Origin of the sequence: Methylobacterium sp. E-005 (genome assembly GCF_022829725.1) — a bacterium.
In the GTDB taxonomy this organism is placed as follows: domain Bacteria; phylum Pseudomonadota; class Alphaproteobacteria; order Rhizobiales; family Beijerinckiaceae; genus Methylobacterium.
On record NZ_JAKSYG010000073.1, the window covers coordinates 1 to 18,579 of the forward strand.

The window sequence follows — 18,579 nt, forward strand, 5'->3', positions numbered from 1 at the left end:
GGCGCGCGGCCTGTCGGACTTCGCCGCCGACCCGGCCGGCACCTTCATCTTCCGGTTCGAGCCGGCCAGCGTGGTGCGGCGGCTGAACCCGGGCTCGAAGCTGCTGGGCACGCCCCTGGTCCCGGTGGTGTACCGGATCGACATGCGCGACCCGAACAGCCTGTTCGTGTCCCAGGCGTTCCGGATGCGCAACCGCGACCTGATCTACGTGTCGAACGCGCCGTTCGCTGAGCTGTCGAAGGTGCTCACCGCCTTCAGCGGCGTCACCGGGCCGGTCTCGTCCATCGCCACCGCCTACTATTACGTGAAGTAAACGCGGGATGGCGGCCGACAGGTCGCGGAAAAAAATCGCGTTTTCCCGCGTCCTCGCGTATGGGCAACGGGTGCGGTGCGGGAATGCGGCGCGGATGCCGCATGCCTTCCGCCTGTGGTGGCCGCGCGTCAGGATGCCTAGAAGAGCCCGATGAAGATCGGACGCGTCGTCCCCGCAAGCGGGCCGTTCCGGCCCGCACTGATGTCCCTGGGCCTGTGTGTCGCGCTCCTCCCGGCGGTGCCGGCGAAGGCCGACGTGGTGATCGGCGTGGCGGTCCCGCGCTCGGGACCCTACGTCGCGGTCGGCGAGCAGGTGCTGCGCGGGGTCGAGGCGGCGGCGCGGGACGCCAACGCCATGGGTGGCCTCGATGGTCAGCCCGTGACCCTCGACGTGCAGGACGATGCCTGCGACTCGAACACCGCGACCGCGGTGGCCAACCATTTCGTGCGCGGGAACGTCCGCCTCGTGGTCGGGCACGTCTGCTCGAACGCCTCGATCGCCGCCTCCGATATCTATGCCCAGAACGGCGTGGTGATGATCACCGCCGCCTCCGTGGCGGCCCGGCTCACCGACCGGGGGTTGCCGACCATCTTCCGGGTCTGCGGGCGCGACGACGATCAGGCGCGCCTGTCGGCCGCCGTGCTGGCCGAGCGCTTCCGCGACCGGAAGATCGCGCTGATCCAGGATCAGACCCCGGCCTCCCGGGCACTCGCCGCCGCCACCAAGGACAACCTCAACCGGATCGGCGTCAACGAGGCGCTGTCGCTCTCCTTCTCGCCGAGCGACGCCGACGATGCCGCCCTGGCTGACCGCCTCAAGGGCGCGGGGATCGACGTGGTCTATTACGGCGGCGACGCCGCTGAGATGGGGCGCCTCGTGAAGATCGCCGCCGACCGGGGTTTCCGCCCACAATGGTTCGGCACCTCGGCCATCGCCACGCCGGATTTCGCCAAGATCGCGGGGCCGGCGAGCAACGGCGTGCTGATGACCTTCTACCTCGATCCCAGCCGGCAACCGGCCGCCGCCAGCGTGGTGAAGGCCTTCAAGGCCGAGGGCGTCGACCCGACCGGCTCGACGGTCTACGGCTACGCGGCCATGCAGGCGCTGGTGGCGGCCGGCAACTTCGCGCATTCGGTGGAACCGAAGCCGATCGCGCAGACGCTGCACACGGAACGGTTCGACCTCGTGCTCGGCACGGTCGGGTTCGACGCCAAGGGCGACGTCACCGCCCAGGGCTACGTGCTCTACGTCTGGAAGGACGGGAGTTTCACGCCGGCGGGGAAGTGAGGCGTTTCCCGCGTCTTCAGGCAGACGCACCCGGGATGCCGCTTCGGCGGGACCGGCGTTGACCGCAGGCATCTGCCGCGCTCTCATCCGGCGATGGAGCTCGGCGACATCACAATCCGGCGCGCCGTATCGAGCGATGCGGCCACGATCGCAACCCTTCACACGGCCAGTTGGCGCGATGCCTATGCGGCGCTCCTGGATCCGACCTACCTCGCCGGCCCGATCGAGGACGAGCGACGCGCCCTGTGGTCGGACCGTCTTGAGCACCCCGACCCGCGCAGAACGACCCTTCTTGCGGAAACAGCGGACGCAACGGCGCTCGGCTTCGGATGCGTGTATCGCGATCTCGATCCGGCCTGGGGCAGTCTGATCGATAATCTGCATGTCGACCCCCAGAGGCGCGGGCAGCGTATCGGGTCCCATCTCATGGAGGCGGTCGCCCGCTGCGTCGAAACGAATGCAGAGCTCAGTGGCATCCACCTCTGGGTGTTCGAGGCCAATGAAGCGGCGCTACGATTCTATATTCGGTTGGGCGGCGAAGTCGTGGAACGCAGCGCGTCGCAAGTGCCCACCTCCAGAGGGCGGACAATCCTGCGCGTCTTCTGGCCGGACATTGCCGTGCTGGCGGCCTGTCCCGGACAGGTGGAGCGAAGGGGAGCCTGATCCGGGATCCAGCACAGGAAGCGCCGCGCCAGCGGTTCAGGTCGATCCGGATCGACGCGTCGCGATGTTTTACGCGGGTTCCCGGGCTGCCTGCCGCTGTCGCGGCATGTGCCCGGACAGGGAGGCCGTGCAGGTCGGCGCGACGCCATGGCACGGGCCTCAACCCAACCCCTAGAAACAGCTGGGTCGCGATCTTTTCCGGGCCCAGGACAGCGCCATGGCCGACGTCTCAGGGGCGAGCAACGCAGGCCTCCGCCGCGTCAACCTCCGCCCCGCGCCCCAGCCCACGCAGCAGCTCGGCGAGGTGCGGCCGCACCTGCAACTGCAGCGCGTGGAGCTGCCGGACCGCCTCGCTGAGACGACCCCCCCGGCCGAGCTGCGCGTCCGCGAAACCGATCATCCTGGCGTTGGGCCAAGCCGGCTCGCGCAGGGCGTGCAGCCGCGCCACCAGGGCATCGGCCGGAACCTCCGGATCCCCCTGCGCGAACAGCATCAGCAGCGCCGCGGTGGAGCGCGACAGTCCGTAATGGCAATGCACCAGCAGGTGGGCCGCGCCATCGAGCTGCCGCCCGAAGGCGAGGATCGCCGCGACATCCTCGGGCCCGGGCGGCACGAGGCCCTCACCGGGGCCGAGGCAGTCGTGGAAGCGCAGCGTCGTGCGGGCATGGGCGCCGTAGGCTGCAAAAGCCTCCGGATCCGGTGTGCCGGGGTCGAGCAGCGACAGGACGTGGCTGACGCCGCGCGTCCCATGGCCGGCCAGTTCCTCAAGGCCGCAGACGGTATGCAGGGTGACGGAGGGGCTGGATTCCATCCCCGGCGCCTAGCACGGTCGGTCGTCCGTTTCGAGCGGCGACGGAACTGCCGCCGCCGCCCGCGGCTTTCGAGAACCGGCGCGGACATGCTAGCTGCAGCCGGCGAATCCGCGCCGGACGGACATCACACGCTCGGACGAGATCCCGTTGGACGACACGCTTATCGCGCACCCCTCGAAGGCCGGAACACGGCGTACCCTCCTGGCGACCGGCCTCGGGGCAGCCATCGCCGCGCCGCTGACCGCTCCGGCCCGGGCCGATGACGCGCCGGAACTGCACTGGCGCCTGTCCTCGGCCTACGCCAAGTCCCTCGACATCCTGTTCGGCGCCTCCGAGACGCTCAGCCGGATCGTCGCCGAGGCCACGGACGGCCGTTTCCAGATCCGGGTGCAGGGTCCCGGCGAGCCGGTTCCCGCGGAGGGGCTCCTGGACGCCGTCGCGGCCGGCACCGTCGAGATGGGCCACGGGCCGGCCACGCTGGGCATGGCCAAGGATCCGACCTTCGCGCTTGCGACTGCCGTGCCGTTCGGCCTCAACGCACGCGGCGCCGCCTCGTGGTGGCTGGCCGGTGGTGCCGCCGAACTCTTCGCCGAAGTCTTCGCGAAGGCCAACCTGGTCTGCCTGCCGGGGGGCAACACCGGTGCCCAGATGGGCGGCTGGTTCCGCCGCGAGATCAAGAGTCTCGCCGATCTGCAGGGGCTCAAGTTCCGGATCGACGGCATGGGCGGGCAGGTGCTCACCAAGTTCGGCGTCCAGCCGCAGACGATTCCCGGGCCCGAGATCTACGCGGCCTTGGAGTCGAAGAAGATCGACGCCGCCGAGTGGATCGGCCCCTACGACGATGAGCGCCTCGGGCTCCAGAAGGTCGCGCCGGTCTATCATTATCCCGGCTTCTGGGAGGGCGGCGCGATGCTGCACTTCTGGTTCAACGCCGAGGCGTGGAAGGGGCTGCCGAAATCCTATCAGGCCGTCCTGCGGGCTGCCGCCGCGCAGGTCGGCGCCGAGGTGCAGGCCAAGTACGATGCGCGCAACCCGCAGGCCCTGCGCCGGCTGGTCGCCGGTGGCGCGCTGCTGCGGCCCTTCCCCCAGGACGTGATGGAGGCCGCCCTCAGGAACGCCAACGACGTCTACGGCGAGATCGCCGCCAAGAACGGCGACTTCCGCCGGGTCTACGAGGCGATGCGCACCTTCCGGAACGAAGAGTATCTCTGGTTCCAGGTGGCGGAATACACCTACGACAACTTCATGATCCGGGCCCGCGCACGGGGGTAGGGCCGGTCCTCGTCCCTTGTCACAAGCCGGCGCCGCCTTCCCGGACCGCGGGAATCCCAGCCCGCGTCCTCATCCTGAGGTGCCGGAGCGCAGCGGAGGCCCCGAAGGAGCCCTCCGGTCAGCACCGCGATCCCTGGAGCTCTCCTTCGAGGCCCGGTGACGCGGCCACCTCAGGATGAGGGGAGAGGGGGCCACGGGAGTCCTGCGCGTCGAGAAGACCGCCCTAATGCAGCTTCACCCGCGGCTCGGTGCGGCGGGTGAGGGCGCGTGCGAGGGTGTCGAGGGCCGTCTTGGCGGTGCCGTGCAGCGCCTGCTCGTGCATCTTGTAGAGCGAGCGGTACATCATCCGGGCGAACAGCCCGGCGATCAGCATGTTCTTGCCGCGCACGAAGCCCATCAGGCTGCCGACCGTCGAGTACTCGCCGAGCGAGACCAGTGAGCCGAAATCCTTGTACTTGAAGGGCTTGAGCGGCTTGCCGTCGATCTTGGCTTGAATCTGGCCGACGAGGTGGCTCGCCTGCTGGTGGGCGGCCTGCGCGCGCGGCGGCACCGGCGTGTCCGAGCCGACCTCGACCAGATAGGCGCAATCGCCCAGCGCGAAAATGTCGGGGTCCCGGGTCGTTTGCAGGGTCGGGGTCACCACGAGCTGGTTGGTGCGCGTCGTCTCCAGGCCGCCGATGCCCTGGAGGAAGGGGGGCGCCTTCACGCCCGCCGCCCAGACCACCAGCTCCGAGGGGATGAAGGTGCCGTCGGCGAGCTGCACGCCATCGGCCCGCACCTCGGTCACCCGGGCCTTCACGCGGACATCGACGCCGATCTTGTTGAGGAGCTGCATCACCTCGACCGAGAGGCGCTGCGGCACCGCCGGCAGGATCCGGTCGGCGGCCTCCACCAGGGTGATGCGGATGTCCTTGCCGGGATCGATCTTGTCGAGACCGGTGGAGACCACATGGCGCAGGGTCCGGTGCAACTCGGCGGCGAGCTCGGTGCCGGTGGCGCCGGCGCCGATCACCGTGACGTGGAGCTGCCCGGGGCGGACCGGGCCGGCCTGCGTGTGGGCCCGCAGGGACGCGTTGACGAGGCGCTGGTGGAAGCGGACCGCCTGATCCTGGGTGTCGAGCGCGATGGCGTGCTCGGCGACGCCGGGCGTGCCGAAATCGTTGGTGGTGGAGCCCACCGCCATCACCAGCGTGTCGTAGGGAACCGCGCGCTCCGGCGTGACCTCGCGGCCCTCGGCGTCGTGGCTCGCCGCGAGCTGGATCGTGTGAGCCTCCCGGTCGAGCCCGGTCATGCGCCCGATCCGGTAGCGGAAGCCGTGCATGTGCGCGTGGTGCAGGTAATCGACGGCGTGGTGGCCGACGTCGAGGCTGCCGGCCGCGACCTCGTGGAGCAGCGGCTTCCAGATATGCGTGCGGGCGCGGTCCACCAGCGTGACGTGGGCCCGCTTGCCCCGCCCGAGCTTGTCGCCGAGCTTCGTCACCAGCTGGAGGCCGGCGGCGCCGCCGCCCACCACGACGACGCGATGCAGACCTGACTCGTTCTCGACGGATGCCATCGACACTCTTTCCGCTCCCGCACCGGGATTAAAACGCCGGCCTGCTTACACGGGCCGGGTGTCCGATTGCCACATCTGCCTCATCAGGGCACGCGTGACGCATCCACGCGTGCCCTGGGACGTGCGTTTTGGGTCACGCCTCCGGGGCGCCGGGCTGACGGAGGGGGTGCGCCTCGGCCACCGCCGGCAGGGCGAGACATGCGGCGGCGATCCGCCCGACCGTCGGATAGGCCGCCGTGTCCACGCCGAAGATGCCGGTGCCGACCCAGAGGCTGACGAGGCAGAGATCGGCGTGGCTCACCGCATCGCCCTGGCAGAACTGGCCGGTCCCAGGCTCCCGGGTGAGCCGCGCCTCGAGCGTCCGCAGGCCGGTCTCGAAGGCGTTGCGCAGGAAGTCGAGCATCCGCTCCCGGGGCAGGTCGTAATGCTCCATCAGGAAATTGCGGACCCGCGGCACGTAGAGGGGGTGCGTGTCGCAGGCCACCACCTGCGCCAGGGAGCGTGCCCGCGCCCGCGCCTTGGGCTCCTCGGGCAGGAGGCGCACGCCACCCTTGGTCTCCTCCAGATAGTCGAGGATCGCGAGCGACTGGGTGAGCGGCGGCCCGTCGCCGTCGAACAGGGCCGGCACCGCCCCCTGCGGGTTGATCGCCCGGAAGTCCGGCTTGTGCTGATCGCCCGCGTCGAGGTCGATGAAGGTCTCCTCGTAGGGGATCTCCTTCAGCTTGAGCGCGATCCGCACCCGGAAGGCGGCGGCCGAGCGCCAGTTGCCGTACATGTGCATGGGAGGATCTCCGAGGGTGCGGAGAGCACAGCCGAGTTTGCGCCCCGCCGCAAGGGGGGCGCGCGACCGCCTGGGGGCGACAACGGGAAACGGCGGGCCCATATCGGAGACCTGTCCCGGAGACCCGATCCATGGCCGACCAGCCCGCCCCGCGCGCCTTCATCCCCCTGTCGATCGCGGTGCTCACCGTGTCGGACACCCGCCGCCCCGAGGATGACCGCTCCGGCGACACGCTGGCCCAGCGCCTCACGGAGGCGGGCCACCGGCTCGCGGCCCGGTCCATCGTGCCGGACGAGATCCCGGCGATCCGGGGGCAGGTCGAGGTGTGGCTGCGCGATCCGGGCGTCGATGTGGTGCTGACCACCGGCGGCACGGGCTTCACCGGGCGCGACGTGACCCCGGAGGCGCTGGAGCCCCTGTTCGAGAAGCGCATGGACGGCTTTTCCGCCATCTTCCACCGCATCTCCTACGAGAAGATCGGGACCTCGACCCTACAGTCCCGCGCCACCGCGGGGGTCGCGCGGGCGACCTACGTGTTCGTGCTTCCGGGCTCGCCCGGTGCCTGCCGGGACGCCTGGGACGGGATCCTGGCGCAGCAGCTCGATTACCGGCACCGGCCCTGCAACTTCGTGGAGATCATGCCGCGGCTCGACGAGCATCTGCGGCGGGGGGCGAGCATCGCGGTGTGAGGCGCGACGCTGTTCCTCTCCTGCAAAGGGCTGGCGGATTCACATCGCCCGCCGCGCTGACGAAGGCCGCAGTTCCCCCTCGCCCCGCTTCGGCTCCGCCTTCGCTTCCCGTACGGACGACAAGGTCCGTACGGGCCTCTCCCCGCAAGCGGGAAGAGGGGGACTTGCGGTCCGTTCTGCGATGCGTTCGGCCTCGAATCCCGCCCCAGGTCCCGTACGATGCTACGCCGCGTTCCCCTCCTTGCGGCGCAGGACCGAGTGCTTGCGCCCATAGAAGAAGTAGACGACGAGCCCGACCGCCATCCAGATCACCAGCCGCAGCCACGTGTCGAGCGGCAGTCCGGCCATCAGAAGCAGGCAGAACAGGATGCCGAGGATCGGCACCATCGGCACGGCGGGAGCCCGGAACGGGCGCTTCATGTGGCGATCGGTCCGCCGCAGGTAGATCACCGAGCCGCAGACCAGGATGAAGGCGGCGAGCGTTCCGATGCTCACCATCTCGCCCAGGATGTTGATGGGCACCAGGGCTGCTACCAACGCCACCGCGACCCCGATCAGCGCCTGGCTGCGGTAAGGCGTCTGGTAGGTCGGGTGGACGTGGGAGAACGTCTTCGGCAGCAGGCCGTCCTGCGCCATGGTGAAGAAGATCCGGCTCTGTCCGTAGAGCAGCACGAGGATCACTGTCGTAAGTCCGGTGAGCGCTCCGAGCTTGATCAGCAGGGAGAACCAGCCGATGCCGATCATGTCGACGCCCTTGGCGATCGGATCGGGGACGTTCAGCTCCTTGTAGGGTACCAGCCCGGTGAGCACGGCCGCCACCAGCACGTACAGGATCGTGCAGACGGCGAGCGAGCCCAGGATGCCGATCGGCATGTCCTTCTGGGGCTTGCGCGCCTCCTGAGCGGCGGTGGAGACCGCGTCGAAGCCGATGAAGGCGAAGAACACGACGCCGGCGCCGCGCAGGATGCCGCTGTACCCGAAATGCCCGAACGTCCCGTCGTTGGCGGGGATCAGCGGGCGCCAGTTCGCTGAATCGACATGGCCCCAGCCGAGGGCGATGAAGGCCACCACCACGGTGAGCTTCACCGCCACCATGATGTTGTTGAAGCGCGCGGATTCCTTCGTGCCGCGCATCAGCAGGAGCGTGATCAGCGCCACGATCAGCACGGCCGGCAGGTTGAACAGGGCGGTTCCGCCACCGTCGATCGGGGTGCCGGGGGCGTGCGCAAACTGCGCCGGGATGACGATCCCGACATCCTTCAGGATGCTGGTGACGTAGCCCGACCAGCCCACCGCCACGGTGGCGGCTCCCATGGCGTATTCCAGGATCAGGTCCCAGCCGATCAGCCACGCGAAGAACTCGCCCAGCGTCGCGTAGGTGTAGGTGTAGCTCGACCCCGCCACCGGGATCAGCGCCGCCATCTCGGAATAGCACAGGCCGACGAAGGCGCAGGCGATGCCGCCGAGCACAAACGACAGCATGATCCCCGGCCCGGCATATTGCGCGGCAGCCGTGCCGGTCAGGACGAAGATGCCGGCGCCGATGATGGCGCCGATGCCCATCGCGGTGATCGACAGGGCGCCGAGCGTTTTCGAGAGCTGCTGTTCACCCTCGCCGCTCTCGATGATGTCGTCGACGGATTTCCGCCCCATCAGGCCCGACGCATCCATCGCAACATCCTCCTGAGGCAGGTTCGCGTGCCCTCGCGCAAGGCGAGGCCGCAAATCCTTTGCCATAGGCTCAGAGTTGTAGAGGCGGATTGACCGGCAACAACGTGGAGGACGGCGATATTTCGCCGATCACGTCCGATCGATACGGGCGATCAACGGGCGAACCTTGAGTCGCGTTGCGAAGACCGGCCCGCACCGCAGCGCGTCGCGCCGGACCACGTCTCCCGCCCTGGCCCGGGGAGCACCGGTCAGGGTCTCGATCCGGCCGATGAGGCGAGCCCGCCAGCCGGCGGACGGGCGGCGCAGGCGGCCGAGACCGGTCCCCGGCCGGGCGGTGCCGACGAAGCGGTCGAGGGTGCGTATCCAGCCCTCGGCCGGCACATCCCCGGCCTCCAGGCACAGGATCCAGTCCCGGCGGGCCATCGCGGCGCCGGCCGTGTAGGGGCTAGCGCCCGCATGAACGATCAGGGCGGCGCCGGTCGCCTCGGCGACGGCCGTAACCGCCTCGCTGGCGCAGCCCGACACGATCACGGCATCGCCGATCAGCCCCCCGGCGACGCCGGAGACGAGCACGCCGAGCGTGTCCGCCAAGCGATCGATCGCGTCCGGATGGGCAGGGTCGGCCAGATAGGTCACCGCAGAAAGCATGAACGCGCGCATAGACGATTTTGCGCAGCCGTAAACCATTCCCGCGTCGCCAGAAGGTGGGGGCGATACCGAGAGACGCGGACAAGCGGGGTTTGCCTCAAAAAAAGGCGCATCGCGGGCAGATGTTCGCTATATGTTTCACGTGAAACAGGGAGACTCATCATGGCGGGCGACCTCATGGGTCCATGGCCGGCGTCGAGATCAGGGAGCGGCCGGCGGCTCGGCGCCAGCATGCCGCCCGAGGCCGGGCGCCGCGGACGCGGGGCGACCTCCAACCCCACCGGGCGTTTCGAGGCAGCCCGACGGGAGATCTGTCACGATCCGGACTGGGCCGCCGACGATCCGGCGCCCCTGCGCACGCAGGTCACACCGGAGCGGTCCAGCCGGATCATCGCCCGCAACACGTCGCCCGACATTCCGTTCGACCGCTCGATCAACCCGTATCGTGGCTGTGAGCACGGCTGCATCTACTGCTACGCGCGGCCGACCCATGCTTGGCTCGGCCTGTCGCCGGGGCTCGACTTCGAGTCGCGCCTCTTCGCAAAGCCGGACGCGGCCCGGCTGCTCGTGCGGGAACTCGCGGCGCCGGGATACAGCCCCGACACGATCGCGCTGGGCACGGCGACCGACCCCTATCAGCCGGTCGAGCGCACCCACCGCATCACCCGGGGGGTGCTGGAGGTGCTGCGGGACGCGCGCCATCCCGTCGGCATCACCACGAAATCCGACCTCGTGCTGCGCGACCTCGACATCCTGGCCGAGATGGCCGCCGATGCTCTCGTCCTCGTCTCGATTTCGCTGCCGACTCTGGACCCGGACCTCGCCCGGCGGCTCGATCCCCGCGCGCCCCGCCCGGAGAAGCGCCTCGCTGCAATGGCGCGCCTGAGCGAAGCCGGCGTGCCCGTGATGGTCAACGTCTCGCCGATCATTCCCGGTCTCACCGACCACGAGATCGAGGCGATCCTTGCCCGCGCCCGGGAGCACGGCGCGAGCCGCATCGGCCACGCCCTGCTGCGGCTGCCCGGCGAAGTCGCCGACCTGATGGCCGACTGGTTCGCCGAGCACTATCCGGAGCGGAAGGAGCGCGCCTTCGCGCTCCTGCGGCAGGCGCGGGGCGGGCGGGAGAACGATCCCCGGTTCGGCCACCGCTTCCGCGGGGAGGGCGCCTACGCGGCGATGATCGGCCAGCGCATCCGCATCGCGGGGACACGGCTCGGCTACGGCTTCGGCCGGATGGCGCTGAACCGGGATGCGTTCCGAAAGCCGGGGGCGCAATTGGCGCTGTTCTGAGGGCCTGTGCGGAGGCCTATTCCGGTTTCGAAAGCTCGAGACCTTTCGCGGGTCCCGGGCGGAGCCCTGGTGCCGGACATCGTCCGGGGTCGGGCTTCGCCCGATCTCAGGGCTCCGCCCCGAGGACCCGCCCAAGGGCGCGCCCTTGGGAAACCCCATCGAACCCGCGGGTGAAGCTCAGCCGATGGTGCGGGCTTCGGCCGAGGCTGGTCAGGCCGGCGCGGTGGAGAGCGGTCCCGTAGCCAACATTGCGCTCCCAGCCGTAACCGGGATGGCGCAGGGCGAGCCGCCGCATCAGCGTGTCGCGGAACACCTTGGCGACGATGGAAGCGGCGGCGATCTGCGGCACCAGACGGTCGCCGCCGACGACGGCTCGCCCGGGCAACCCGGGCAACGCGTCCCGTCCATCGACGAGGACGGGCGCCGCCAGCCCCAGGCGGGCGACCGCGCGCGCCATGGCGTCGAGGGTGGCGGCGCGGATGTTGATCCGGTCGATCAGCGCCCTGGATCCGGCCGAAACCGCCACGCAGGCCTCGGCGCGGATCAGGGGCGCGAGCCGTTCCCGCTCGGGCTCGGGGAGGCGCTTGCTGTCGTCGAGGGCGGCGAGCAGGTCCGGCGGGATCGCCGCCGGATCGAACCAGACCGCCGCCACCACGACCGGGCCGCACAAGGCCCCACGCCCGACCTCGTCGCAGCCGATCGCCGGCGGATAGGCTGCGGCGCGGGTCGGATCGAACGGCCGCGCCGTCGCCCGAGCGACTGGCATAGCCCTCTCCTGTGAGATTGCGGAGGTCAGGGTTTCAAAAGGTTGGCGACCTTTTGCGGGTGCAGGGCAGGGCCCTGCAAGACCGTCAGGGCTTTGCCCTGACCACCCACCAAAGGGCAAGCCCTCTGGAAACCCGTTCAGGCGGCGTCCCGGGCGAAGCGCTCGCCGCCATGGGCCTCGATGATGTTGCTGAAGAATTGGCGGGCGCTCACATCCCAGCCCCGGCGCAGGGCTTCGGCCCGGCATTCGGCCCGGGACAGATCCAGGGCGGCGAGGGCGGCGGCGCGCAGGTCCTGGTCGAGGACGCCGACCCGGGTGCCCCCGATGACGTCGTTCGGGCCCGGTACCGGGAAGGCCGCCACCGGCAGGCCGCAGGCCATGGCTTCCAGGAGCACGATCCCGAACGTGTCGGTCAGGCTCGGAAACACGAACACGTCGCAGGCCGCGTAGATCGCCGCGAGCGCTGCCCCCGTCCGGGTGCCGAGGAACCGCGCCCCCGGGGCCATCCCCTGGAGTCGTCCCCGGTCCGGTCCGTCGCCGACCACGACCTTGGTTCCGGGCAGGTCGAGCTTCAGGAAGGACGCGATGTTCTTCTCCACCGCCAGCCGGCCGACATAGAGGAACAGCGGCCGCGGCAGATCCGCGAGTTCCGCGGGGGGCGGCGCGCCCGGTGTGGCGGGGCGAAACCGCTCCGTATCGACGCCGCGGGTCCAGCGCATCAGGTGGGCGAAGCCGCGGGCCTCCAGCTCACCCTGGAGCGAGGCGGTGCTCACCATCGTGCCGCGGGCGGCCCCGTGGAAGCGGCGCAGATAGGCGTAGGACCACGCCTCCGGCACCGGCAGACGGGCGGCGAGGTATTCGGGAAAGCGCGTGTGATAGCTCGTGGTGAAGGGCAGGCCCTGGGACAGGCAATGCCGCCGCGCCGCGTACCCCACCGGACCCTCGGTGGCGATATGAACATGGGTCGGTCGCTCTGTCCGCCAGCGCTCCGCCACCCGGGCTCGCGCGGCATAGGCCAGGCGGATCTCCGGGTAGCCCGGCATGGGCAGCGAGGGGAAGTTCACCGCCGACAGCAGGGTCGTCTCGAAGCCATGCTCCGGGGCGCGGCGGACCATCTGCTCCAGGGAGCGCACCACGCCGTTGACCTGCGGATGCCACGCGTCGCTGGCGATCAGGAGCTTCACGGCTTGGACCTCACGCCACCGCGCGCCGGCCCGGGACCGGTTGCGGCACGGTCTCCGCCGCGCGGGCGCGGAGGATGCTCGGATAGTGGAGGACCTCGATGCGGCCGTCGTAATGCTCCACCATCCCGGTGCAGGATTCCACCCAGTCGCCGGTGTTGAGGTAGCGCAGGTCGCCGATCGGCCGGTCGGCCGCGTGGTGGATATGGCCGCAGATCACGCCGCAGGCGCCCTGCCGCCGGGCCTCCTCGGCGAGGATCGTCTCGAACCGGCCGATGAAGCTGACGGCGTTCTTCACCCGCAGCTTCGCCCAGGCCGAGAGCGACCAATAGGAAAGACCGACCCGCCGCCGCACCTTGTTGAGCACCGTGTTGAGGGTCAGTGCCAGCGTGTAGGCCCCGTCGCCGAGATGGGCGAGCCAGCGCGAATGGCGGACCACCATGTCGAACTGGTCGCCGTGGATCACGAGGTAGCGCTTCCCGTCGGCGGCCTCGTGGATCGCGGTCTCGGCCACTTCGATCCCACCGAAATTCATGCCGACATAGTCGCGCAGGAACTCGTCGTGGTTGCCCGGCAGGTAGACGATCCGGGCGCCCTTGCGGACCTTGCGCAAGAGCTTCTGCACGACGTCGTTGTGTTCCTGCGGCCAGTACCAGCCCGAACGCAGCTGCCAGCCATCCACGATGTCCCCCACGAGGTAGATCGTGTCGGCGTCGTAATCCCGCAGGAACGACAGCAGCAGCCCGGCTTGGCAGCCGCGCGTGCCGAGATGCAGGTCGGACAGGAACAGCGTCCGCACCCGGACCGGCATCTCCTCAACCTCGGCCACGGCTTCCTCTCCCGGCGGCGAACGGTGCCGGGATCCAGAGCGCGATCCCATCTCAGTTTGATGACGCGATCCCGCACCGTCTTCCGCAGGTTGCGTGCGCTGCGGCGAAGCTTCTCAACCGAAGATCGGCTTCGTTGCGGCGCACAAAAAATTTTTTTGCCAAGTTCCGGAAGTTTTTCCGGTTTTCCTTTCAAGCCTCGCCGTCTCATAATACCAGGAACTGGCGGCCTGTAGGGGTTCGGCCGGGCGTAGACAGGAAGGCGGCGAGGACGGCCCCGGGGCCGTTGGACGGGACGGCCATTCGGAGGCGACCGGCGCGCGGGGGCGTGCCGCGACGCGAGCGGCGTGAGGCCGCCTGCCGCTCCGCAGCGCCCCCCACTTCACGGCCCTGGCAGGGGTTCGAAGGCGCGTGGAACGCGCCGCGACCGCCGCCGGACCGACTCCCGCGGACATTGTGGACAATCGGCGCGGGCGCGAGCCCGCCCGCAACGGATTATTCGGAGGAAACATCATGGCCGCAACCCGGCGCCCCGGTCGCAACCATCTCTTCATCCCCGGCCCCACCAACATCCCGGAGCGCGTCCTGCGCGCCATGCACGTGCCGTCGGAGGATCACCGCTCGCCGAGTTTCCCGGAATTGGTGAAGCCGCTCCTGCAGGATTCCAAGATGGTGTTCGGCTCGACCGCCGGGACCGTGATCCTGTTCCCGTCCTCGGGCACCGGCATCTGGGAATCCGCCCTGTCCAACACCCTCTGCCGCGGCGACACGGTGCTGACCTCGCGCTACGGCCAGTTCAGCCACCTCTGGATCGACATGGCCCAGCGCCTCGGGCTCGACGTGGTCGTCCAGGACGAGGAGTGGGGCACCGGCGCCGATCCGCAGAAGATCGAGGGGGCGCTCCGGGCCGACAAGGACCATAAGATCAAGGCCGTGATGGTCGTCCACAACGAGACCGCCACCGGCGTCACCAGCGACATCGGCGCGGTGCGCAAGGCGATCGACGCCGCCGGCCACCCGGCGCTGCTGTTCGTGGACGGCATCTCGTCGATCGGCTCGCTGCCGTTCTACATGGACGACTGGAAGGTCGACTGCGCGATCGCCGGCTCGCAGAAGGGCTTCATGCTGCCGGCCGGCCTCGGCCTGATCTGCATCAGCCCGAAGGCGCTCAAGATCGCCGAGGGCGGCACCGGCCGCAACGACCGGCTCGGCCACGCCTACTTCGCCTGGAAGGACCAGCTGGCCGCCAACGCCACCGGCTACTTCCCCTACACCCCCGTCCTGCCGCTGCTCTACGGCCTGCGCGAGGCGCTGGCGATCGTGAAGGAGGAGGGGCTGGAGAACGTCTACCACCGCCATCACGTGCTCGCCGAGGCGACCCGTCAGGCCGTGGCAGCCTGGGGCCTCAAGCCCTGCGCCAAGGAGCCGAAGTGGAACTCCGACACGGTCACGGCGATCGTGGTGCCGGAGGGCGCCGACGCCGCCAAGGTGATCAGCCACGCCTACGAGCGCTACAATCTCTCGCTGGGTGCCGGCCTGTCGAAAGTCGCCGGCAAGGTGTTCCGGATCGGTCACCTCGGCGACTTGAACGAGCTGTCGCTCTTGGGCGCCATCGCGGGCGCCGAGATGGCCATGATCGATTGCGGCATCAAGGTCACGCCCGGCTCGGGCGTCGCCGCGGCCTCCAGCTACCTGCGCGAGAATCCGCTGCATAAGGCGTGATCGGCCCACGCGATCGGGGCGGGGCCGGGTTGCCGGGCCCGCCCCGACGCGCAAGTAAGAAGAAGATTCAGAGGAAACCGCCCGAGAGGGATCCATGACCAAGAAGATCGTGTTCCTGGACCGTGAATCCCTCGATGCCAGGGTCCGACCGTTCAACTTCCCGCACGAATACGTCGAGCACGACTCGACTTGGACGCCGGAAGAGATCGTTTCCCGCCTCCAGGGCGCCGAGATCGCCCTGATCAACAAGGTCCCGATGCGGGCCGAGACCCTGAAGCAGCTCCCCGACCTGAAGCTGGTCGCGGTCGCCGCCACCGGCACCGACGTGGTCGACAAGACCCAGGCGAAGGCTCAGGGCATCACGGTCGTCAATATCCGCAACTACGCGTTCAACACGGTGCCCGAGCACGTGGTCGGGCTGATGTTCGCCCTGCGCCGGGCGATCGTGCCCTACGCCAACTCGGTCAAGCGCGGCGATTGGGCGAAGTCCAAGCAGTTCTGCTACTTCGATTATCCGATCTACGACATCGCCGGCTCGACGCTCGGCATCGTCGGCTACGGGGCGCTCGGCAAGTCGATCGCCAAGCGGGCCGAGGCGCTCGGCATGAAGGTCCTCGCCTACGACGTGTTCCCGCAGGAGGGGCTGGTCGATTTCGAGACGATCCTCGCGCAGTCGGATGTCATCACGCTGCACGTGCCGCTGACCCCCGACACCAAGGGGATGATCGGCGCCGCCGAGCTCAAGAAGATGAAGAAGAGCGCCATCCTCATCAACACGGCCCGGGGCGGGCTGGTGGACGAGGCGGCCCTGCTCGAAGCGCTCAAGGACGGCACCATCGCGGGCGCCGGGTTCGACGTGGTGGCGCAGGAGCCGCCCAAGGACGGCAACATCCTGTGCGAGGCCGATCTGCCGAACCTGATCGTCACGCCGCACGTCGCCTGGGCCAGCAAGGAGGCGATGCAGATCCTGGCCGATCAGCTCGTCGACAATGTCGAGGCCTTCGTGGCGGGCAAGCCGCAGAACGTGGTCGAGTAACGGGCGGATTCTCCCTCCCCCCTCCGCGGGGGAGGGTGGCCCCCGAAGGGGGTTGGGAGAGGGGAGCGGCGGTGCAGAAGACGCACGAGGGCGAGACGCTGGGCATCGTCGGCGAATCCGGCTCCGGCAAGAGCGTGCATGTGCTCGCCATGCTGGGCCTGATCCCGCGCCCGCCCGGCCGGATCACCGGCGGGCAGGTCCTGTTCGAGGGGCGCGACCTCCTCGCCCTGAAGGAGCGCGAACTGCGGAAGATCCGCGGCGGCGCGATCGGCTTCGTGTTCCAGGACCCGATGAGCTCGCTCAACCCCGGCATGACGGTGGCGGCGCAGATCATCGAGCCCCTGCGCATCCATCTGGGCCTCGACGCCCGCGCGGCCCGCGCCCGGGCGAAAGAACTCCTCGACCTCGTGCGCATCCCGAACGCGGGCGCGCGCCTTGACCAGTACCCGCACGAATTCTCCGGCGGCCAGCGTCAGCGCGTGATGATCGCCATCGGGTTGAGCTGCCGGCCGAAGCTGCTGATCGCCGACGAGGCGACCACGGCCCTCGACGTGACGGTGCAGGCCGAGATCGTCGCCCTGGTGCAGGAGCTCAAGCGCGAGCTCGGCATGGCGATCATCTGGATCACCCACGACCTCGGCGTGGTGGCCGGCATCAGCGACACCGTTCAGGTGATGTATGCCGGCCGGATCCTGGAGCGCGGCCCGGTCGACGACATCTTTTCGGACCCGCGCAACGCCTACACGTTGGGTCTGCTGCGCTCCCTGCCGGATCTCTCCGGCGGCCGGGCGGGACGGCGGCGCCTGCACCAGATCGAGGGCGCGCCGCCGGACATGCGCCGTCCGCCGCCGGGCGACCCGTTCGCGCCGCGCAACGGCTTCGCGACGCCCCGTTGCCGGACCGAGATGCCGCCGCTGGCGCAGGCGCCCGGTGCCGCCCCCGGCCACCTCGTCGCCGCCTGGTACGACCTGCCGAACCTCCTGGCCGCGGAGGCCGCACGATGAGCGTTCAGGATTATCCGATCGTCTCGGTGCGCGACCTGTCCAAGCACTATCCCCTGCGCTCGTGGTGGGGCGGCAAGGCGTCGGTGTTCCGCGCCGTCGAGGGCGTGAGCTTCGACATCCGGCCCGGCGAGACCCTAGGGCTCGTCGGCGAATCCGGCTCCGGCAAGTCGACCATCGGCCGGGCCGTGACCATGCTCAACCCGCCAACCTCCGGCACCATCGCGTTCGAGGGCACCGACCTCGCCAAGCTCTCGGCGGGCGCCATGCGCAAGATGCGGGCGCGGATCCAGACCGTGTTCCAGGATCCCTACGCGGCGCTCAACCCGCGGATGAGCGCCGGCGACTATGTCGCCGAGGCGTTCAAGCTGCACCGGCGCGACATGCGGGGCCCGGAGCGGCGGGAGGCGGTGGCGGGTCTGTTCCAGCGGGTCGGGCTCGATCCACGCTTCATGGGACGCTACCCGCACCAGTTCTCGGGCGGCCAGCGGCAGCGCATCTGCATCGCCCGGGCGATCGCCCTGAAGCCCAGCTTCATCGTCGCCGACGAGCCGATCGCGGCGCTCGACGTCTCGATCCAGGCCCAGGTGGTGAACCTGCTGCAGGACCTGCAGGACGAGATGGGCCTGTCCTACCTCTTCATCTCCCACGACCTGCGGATGGTGCGCTACCTCTGCCACCGGGTCGCGGTGCTCTGGCGCGGGCGGATCGTCGAGCTGGCCGAGGCGGATGCCCTCTACGCGGATCCGCGCCATCCCTACACCCGCCGCCTGCTCGCCGCCGTGCCGGTGCCGCACCCGGCCGAGGAGCGCGCCCGCCTCGCCGCCCGGGACCTCGCCAGCCACGACCAGCCGCCCGACGGGCCCCTCACCGAGGTGGCGCCGGGGCATTGGGTGGCGCTGCCGGATGGCGAGGCTCAATGATTAAGGCGCGCGCCTCTCTCCTCCCCTGGCGATCCCGGGCTTGCCCGGGATCGCTCAAGCTTGTGGGGAGGAGCCGGAGGTGGGGGTGCTGCAGGATGCGGCTCAGCAGTTCCTTCTGAACCACCCCCACCCCTGACCCCTC

At 69.7% G+C, this 18,579-nt stretch carries 17 protein-coding genes and 1 pseudogene; 10 read left to right on the plus strand and 8 right to left on the minus strand.

What is annotated here, in order from left to right; all coding sequences use genetic code 11:
- The 3 genes and pseudogenes from MKK88_RS07595 to MKK88_RS07605 all read left to right on the plus strand — a co-directional run.
- A pseudogene (locus MKK88_RS07595) lies at positions 1-313 on the plus strand (sugar transporter); the annotation flags it as partial.
- A 150-nt stretch (positions 314-463) separates the two neighbouring features.
- Positions 464-1,600 (plus strand): branched-chain amino acid ABC transporter substrate-binding protein, encoded by a 1,137-nt coding sequence (locus MKK88_RS07600; protein ID WP_243998449.1) that lies wholly within the window; start codon positions 464-466, stop codon positions 1,598-1,600.
- Between the two features lie 93 nt (positions 1,601-1,693).
- Positions 1,694-2,263, plus strand: coding sequence for a GNAT family N-acetyltransferase (locus tag MKK88_RS07605; protein WP_243998450.1), 570 nt, complete (start codon positions 1,694-1,696; stop codon positions 2,261-2,263).
- 229 nt (positions 2,264-2,492) lie between these two features.
- Here MKK88_RS07605 and MKK88_RS07610 read toward each other — a convergent pair whose 3' ends face one another.
- Entirely contained in the window at positions 2,493-3,074 is a 582-nt protein-coding gene (locus MKK88_RS07610; RefSeq protein ID WP_243998452.1) for a tyrosine phosphatase family protein, read from the minus strand.
- Positions 3,075-3,216: 142 nt separating this feature from the next.
- Between MKK88_RS07610 and MKK88_RS07615 the strand changes: the two genes are divergently transcribed.
- Positions 3,217-4,347, plus strand: coding sequence for a TRAP transporter substrate-binding protein (locus tag MKK88_RS07615; RefSeq protein WP_243998699.1), 1,131 nt, complete (start codon positions 3,217-3,219; stop codon positions 4,345-4,347).
- 223 nt (positions 4,348-4,570) lie between these two features.
- Here the strand turns inward: MKK88_RS07615 and MKK88_RS07620 are convergent, their stop codons facing one another.
- Both MKK88_RS07620 and maiA read right to left on the minus strand, forming a co-directional pair.
- Positions 4,571-5,902, minus strand: coding sequence for an NAD(P)/FAD-dependent oxidoreductase (locus tag MKK88_RS07620; protein WP_243998454.1), 1,332 nt, complete (start codon positions 5,900-5,902; stop codon positions 4,571-4,573).
- Positions 5,903-6,035: 133 nt separating this feature from the next.
- Entirely contained in the window at positions 6,036-6,683 is a 648-nt protein-coding gene (gene maiA, locus MKK88_RS07625; protein ID WP_243998456.1) for a maleylacetoacetate isomerase, read from the minus strand.
- Positions 6,684-6,814: 131 nt separating this feature from the next.
- Between maiA and moaB the strand changes: the two genes are divergently transcribed.
- Positions 6,815-7,372: a molybdenum cofactor biosynthesis protein B gene (gene moaB / locus MKK88_RS07630; RefSeq protein WP_243998458.1), complete on the plus strand. Its 558-nt coding sequence runs from the start codon at positions 6,815-6,817 to the stop codon at positions 7,370-7,372.
- A gap of 222 nt (positions 7,373-7,594) precedes the next feature.
- Here moaB and MKK88_RS07635 read toward each other — a convergent pair whose 3' ends face one another.
- Both MKK88_RS07635 and MKK88_RS07640 read right to left on the minus strand, forming a co-directional pair.
- Positions 7,595-9,043 carry an amino acid permease gene (locus tag MKK88_RS07635; RefSeq protein WP_243998461.1) on the minus strand — a complete coding sequence of 483 codons (1,449 nt, stop codon included), beginning with the start codon at positions 9,041-9,043 and terminating at the stop codon, positions 7,595-7,597.
- A gap of 129 nt (positions 9,044-9,172) precedes the next feature.
- On the minus strand, positions 9,173-9,703 hold the full coding sequence (locus tag MKK88_RS07640; protein ID WP_243998463.1) for a hypothetical protein: 531 nt from the start codon (positions 9,701-9,703) through the stop codon (positions 9,173-9,175).
- A gap of 150 nt (positions 9,704-9,853) precedes the next feature.
- Between MKK88_RS07640 and MKK88_RS07645 the strand changes: the two genes are divergently transcribed.
- Positions 9,854-10,981, plus strand: a complete 1,128-nt coding sequence (locus MKK88_RS07645) for a PA0069 family radical SAM protein (protein WP_243998465.1) — start codon at positions 9,854-9,856, stop codon at positions 10,979-10,981.
- A gap of 106 nt (positions 10,982-11,087) precedes the next feature.
- Here MKK88_RS07645 and MKK88_RS07650 read toward each other — a convergent pair whose 3' ends face one another.
- From MKK88_RS07650 to MKK88_RS07660, 3 genes are all read right to left on the minus strand, one after another.
- Positions 11,088-11,747 (minus strand): ribonuclease HII, encoded by a 660-nt coding sequence (locus MKK88_RS07650; protein ID WP_243998467.1) that lies wholly within the window; start codon positions 11,745-11,747, stop codon positions 11,088-11,090.
- A gap of 137 nt (positions 11,748-11,884) precedes the next feature.
- Positions 11,885-12,931, minus strand: a complete 1,047-nt coding sequence (locus tag MKK88_RS07655) for a glycosyltransferase family 4 protein (protein WP_243998468.1) — start codon at positions 12,929-12,931, stop codon at positions 11,885-11,887.
- A 10-nt stretch (positions 12,932-12,941) separates the two neighbouring features.
- The gene (locus MKK88_RS07660) at positions 12,942-13,739 is read right to left on the minus strand and encodes a UDP-2,3-diacylglucosamine diphosphatase (RefSeq protein ID WP_279602143.1); all 798 of its coding nucleotides are present in this window, start codon (positions 13,737-13,739) and stop codon (positions 12,942-12,944) included.
- Between the two features lie 529 nt (positions 13,740-14,268).
- Here MKK88_RS07660 and MKK88_RS07665 point away from each other — a divergent pair.
- The 4 genes from MKK88_RS07665 (at position 14,269) to MKK88_RS07680 (ending at position 18,437) form a co-directional block, all read left to right on the plus strand.
- Positions 14,269-15,477, plus strand: coding sequence for an aminotransferase class V-fold PLP-dependent enzyme (locus MKK88_RS07665; RefSeq protein ID WP_243998472.1), 1,209 nt, complete (start codon positions 14,269-14,271; stop codon positions 15,475-15,477).
- A gap of 94 nt (positions 15,478-15,571) precedes the next feature.
- On the plus strand, positions 15,572-16,513 hold the full coding sequence (locus MKK88_RS07670; RefSeq protein WP_243998474.1) for a D-2-hydroxyacid dehydrogenase: 942 nt from the start codon (positions 15,572-15,574) through the stop codon (positions 16,511-16,513).
- Positions 16,514-16,584: 71 nt separating this feature from the next.
- Entirely contained in the window at positions 16,585-17,517 is a 933-nt protein-coding gene (locus MKK88_RS07675; protein WP_243998476.1) for an ABC transporter ATP-binding protein, read from the plus strand.
- Positions 17,514-18,437 (plus strand): ABC transporter ATP-binding protein, encoded by a 924-nt coding sequence (locus MKK88_RS07680; protein WP_243998479.1) that lies wholly within the window; start codon positions 17,514-17,516, stop codon positions 18,435-18,437. The genes MKK88_RS07675 and MKK88_RS07680 overlap by 4 nt, the downstream gene beginning before the upstream one ends.
- Positions 18,438-18,579: the final 142 nt, after the last annotated feature.

Bases quoted from the DNA above. Each gene is read 5' to 3' on its own strand.
- MKK88_RS07600 (WP_243998449.1), top strand. From the start codon at position 464: ATGAAGATCGGACGCGTCGTCCCCGCAAGCGGGCCGTTCCGGCCCGCA.
- MKK88_RS07605 (WP_243998450.1), top strand. From the start codon at position 1,694: ATGGAGCTCGGCGACATCACAATCCGGCGCGCCGTATCGAGCGATGCG.
- MKK88_RS07610 (WP_243998452.1), bottom strand. From the start codon at position 3,074: ATGGAATCCAGCCCCTCCGTCACCCTGCATACCGTCTGCGGCCTTGAG.
- MKK88_RS07620 (WP_243998454.1), bottom strand. From the start codon at position 5,902: ATGGCATCCGTCGAGAACGAGTCAGGTCTGCATCGCGTCGTCGTGGTG.
- maiA (WP_243998456.1), bottom strand. From the start codon at position 6,683: ATGCACATGTACGGCAACTGGCGCTCGGCCGCCGCCTTCCGGGTGCGG.
- moaB (WP_243998458.1), top strand. From the start codon at position 6,815: ATGGCCGACCAGCCCGCCCCGCGCGCCTTCATCCCCCTGTCGATCGCG.
- MKK88_RS07635 (WP_243998461.1), bottom strand. From the start codon at position 9,043: ATGGATGCGTCGGGCCTGATGGGGCGGAAATCCGTCGACGACATCATC.
- MKK88_RS07640 (WP_243998463.1), bottom strand. From the start codon at position 9,703: ATGCGCGCGTTCATGCTTTCTGCGGTGACCTATCTGGCCGACCCTGCC.
- MKK88_RS07645 (WP_243998465.1), top strand. From the start codon at position 9,854: ATGGCGGGCGACCTCATGGGTCCATGGCCGGCGTCGAGATCAGGGAGC.
- MKK88_RS07650 (WP_243998467.1), bottom strand. From the start codon at position 11,747: ATGCCAGTCGCTCGGGCGACGGCGCGGCCGTTCGATCCGACCCGCGCC.
- MKK88_RS07660 (WP_279602143.1), bottom strand. From the start codon at position 13,739: ATGCCGGTCCGGGTGCGGACGCTGTTCCTGTCCGACCTGCATCTCGGC.
- MKK88_RS07665 (WP_243998472.1), top strand. From the start codon at position 14,269: ATGGCCGCAACCCGGCGCCCCGGTCGCAACCATCTCTTCATCCCCGGC.
- MKK88_RS07670 (WP_243998474.1), top strand. From the start codon at position 15,572: ATGACCAAGAAGATCGTGTTCCTGGACCGTGAATCCCTCGATGCCAGG.
- MKK88_RS07680 (WP_243998479.1), top strand. From the start codon at position 17,514: ATGAGCGTTCAGGATTATCCGATCGTCTCGGTGCGCGACCTGTCCAAG.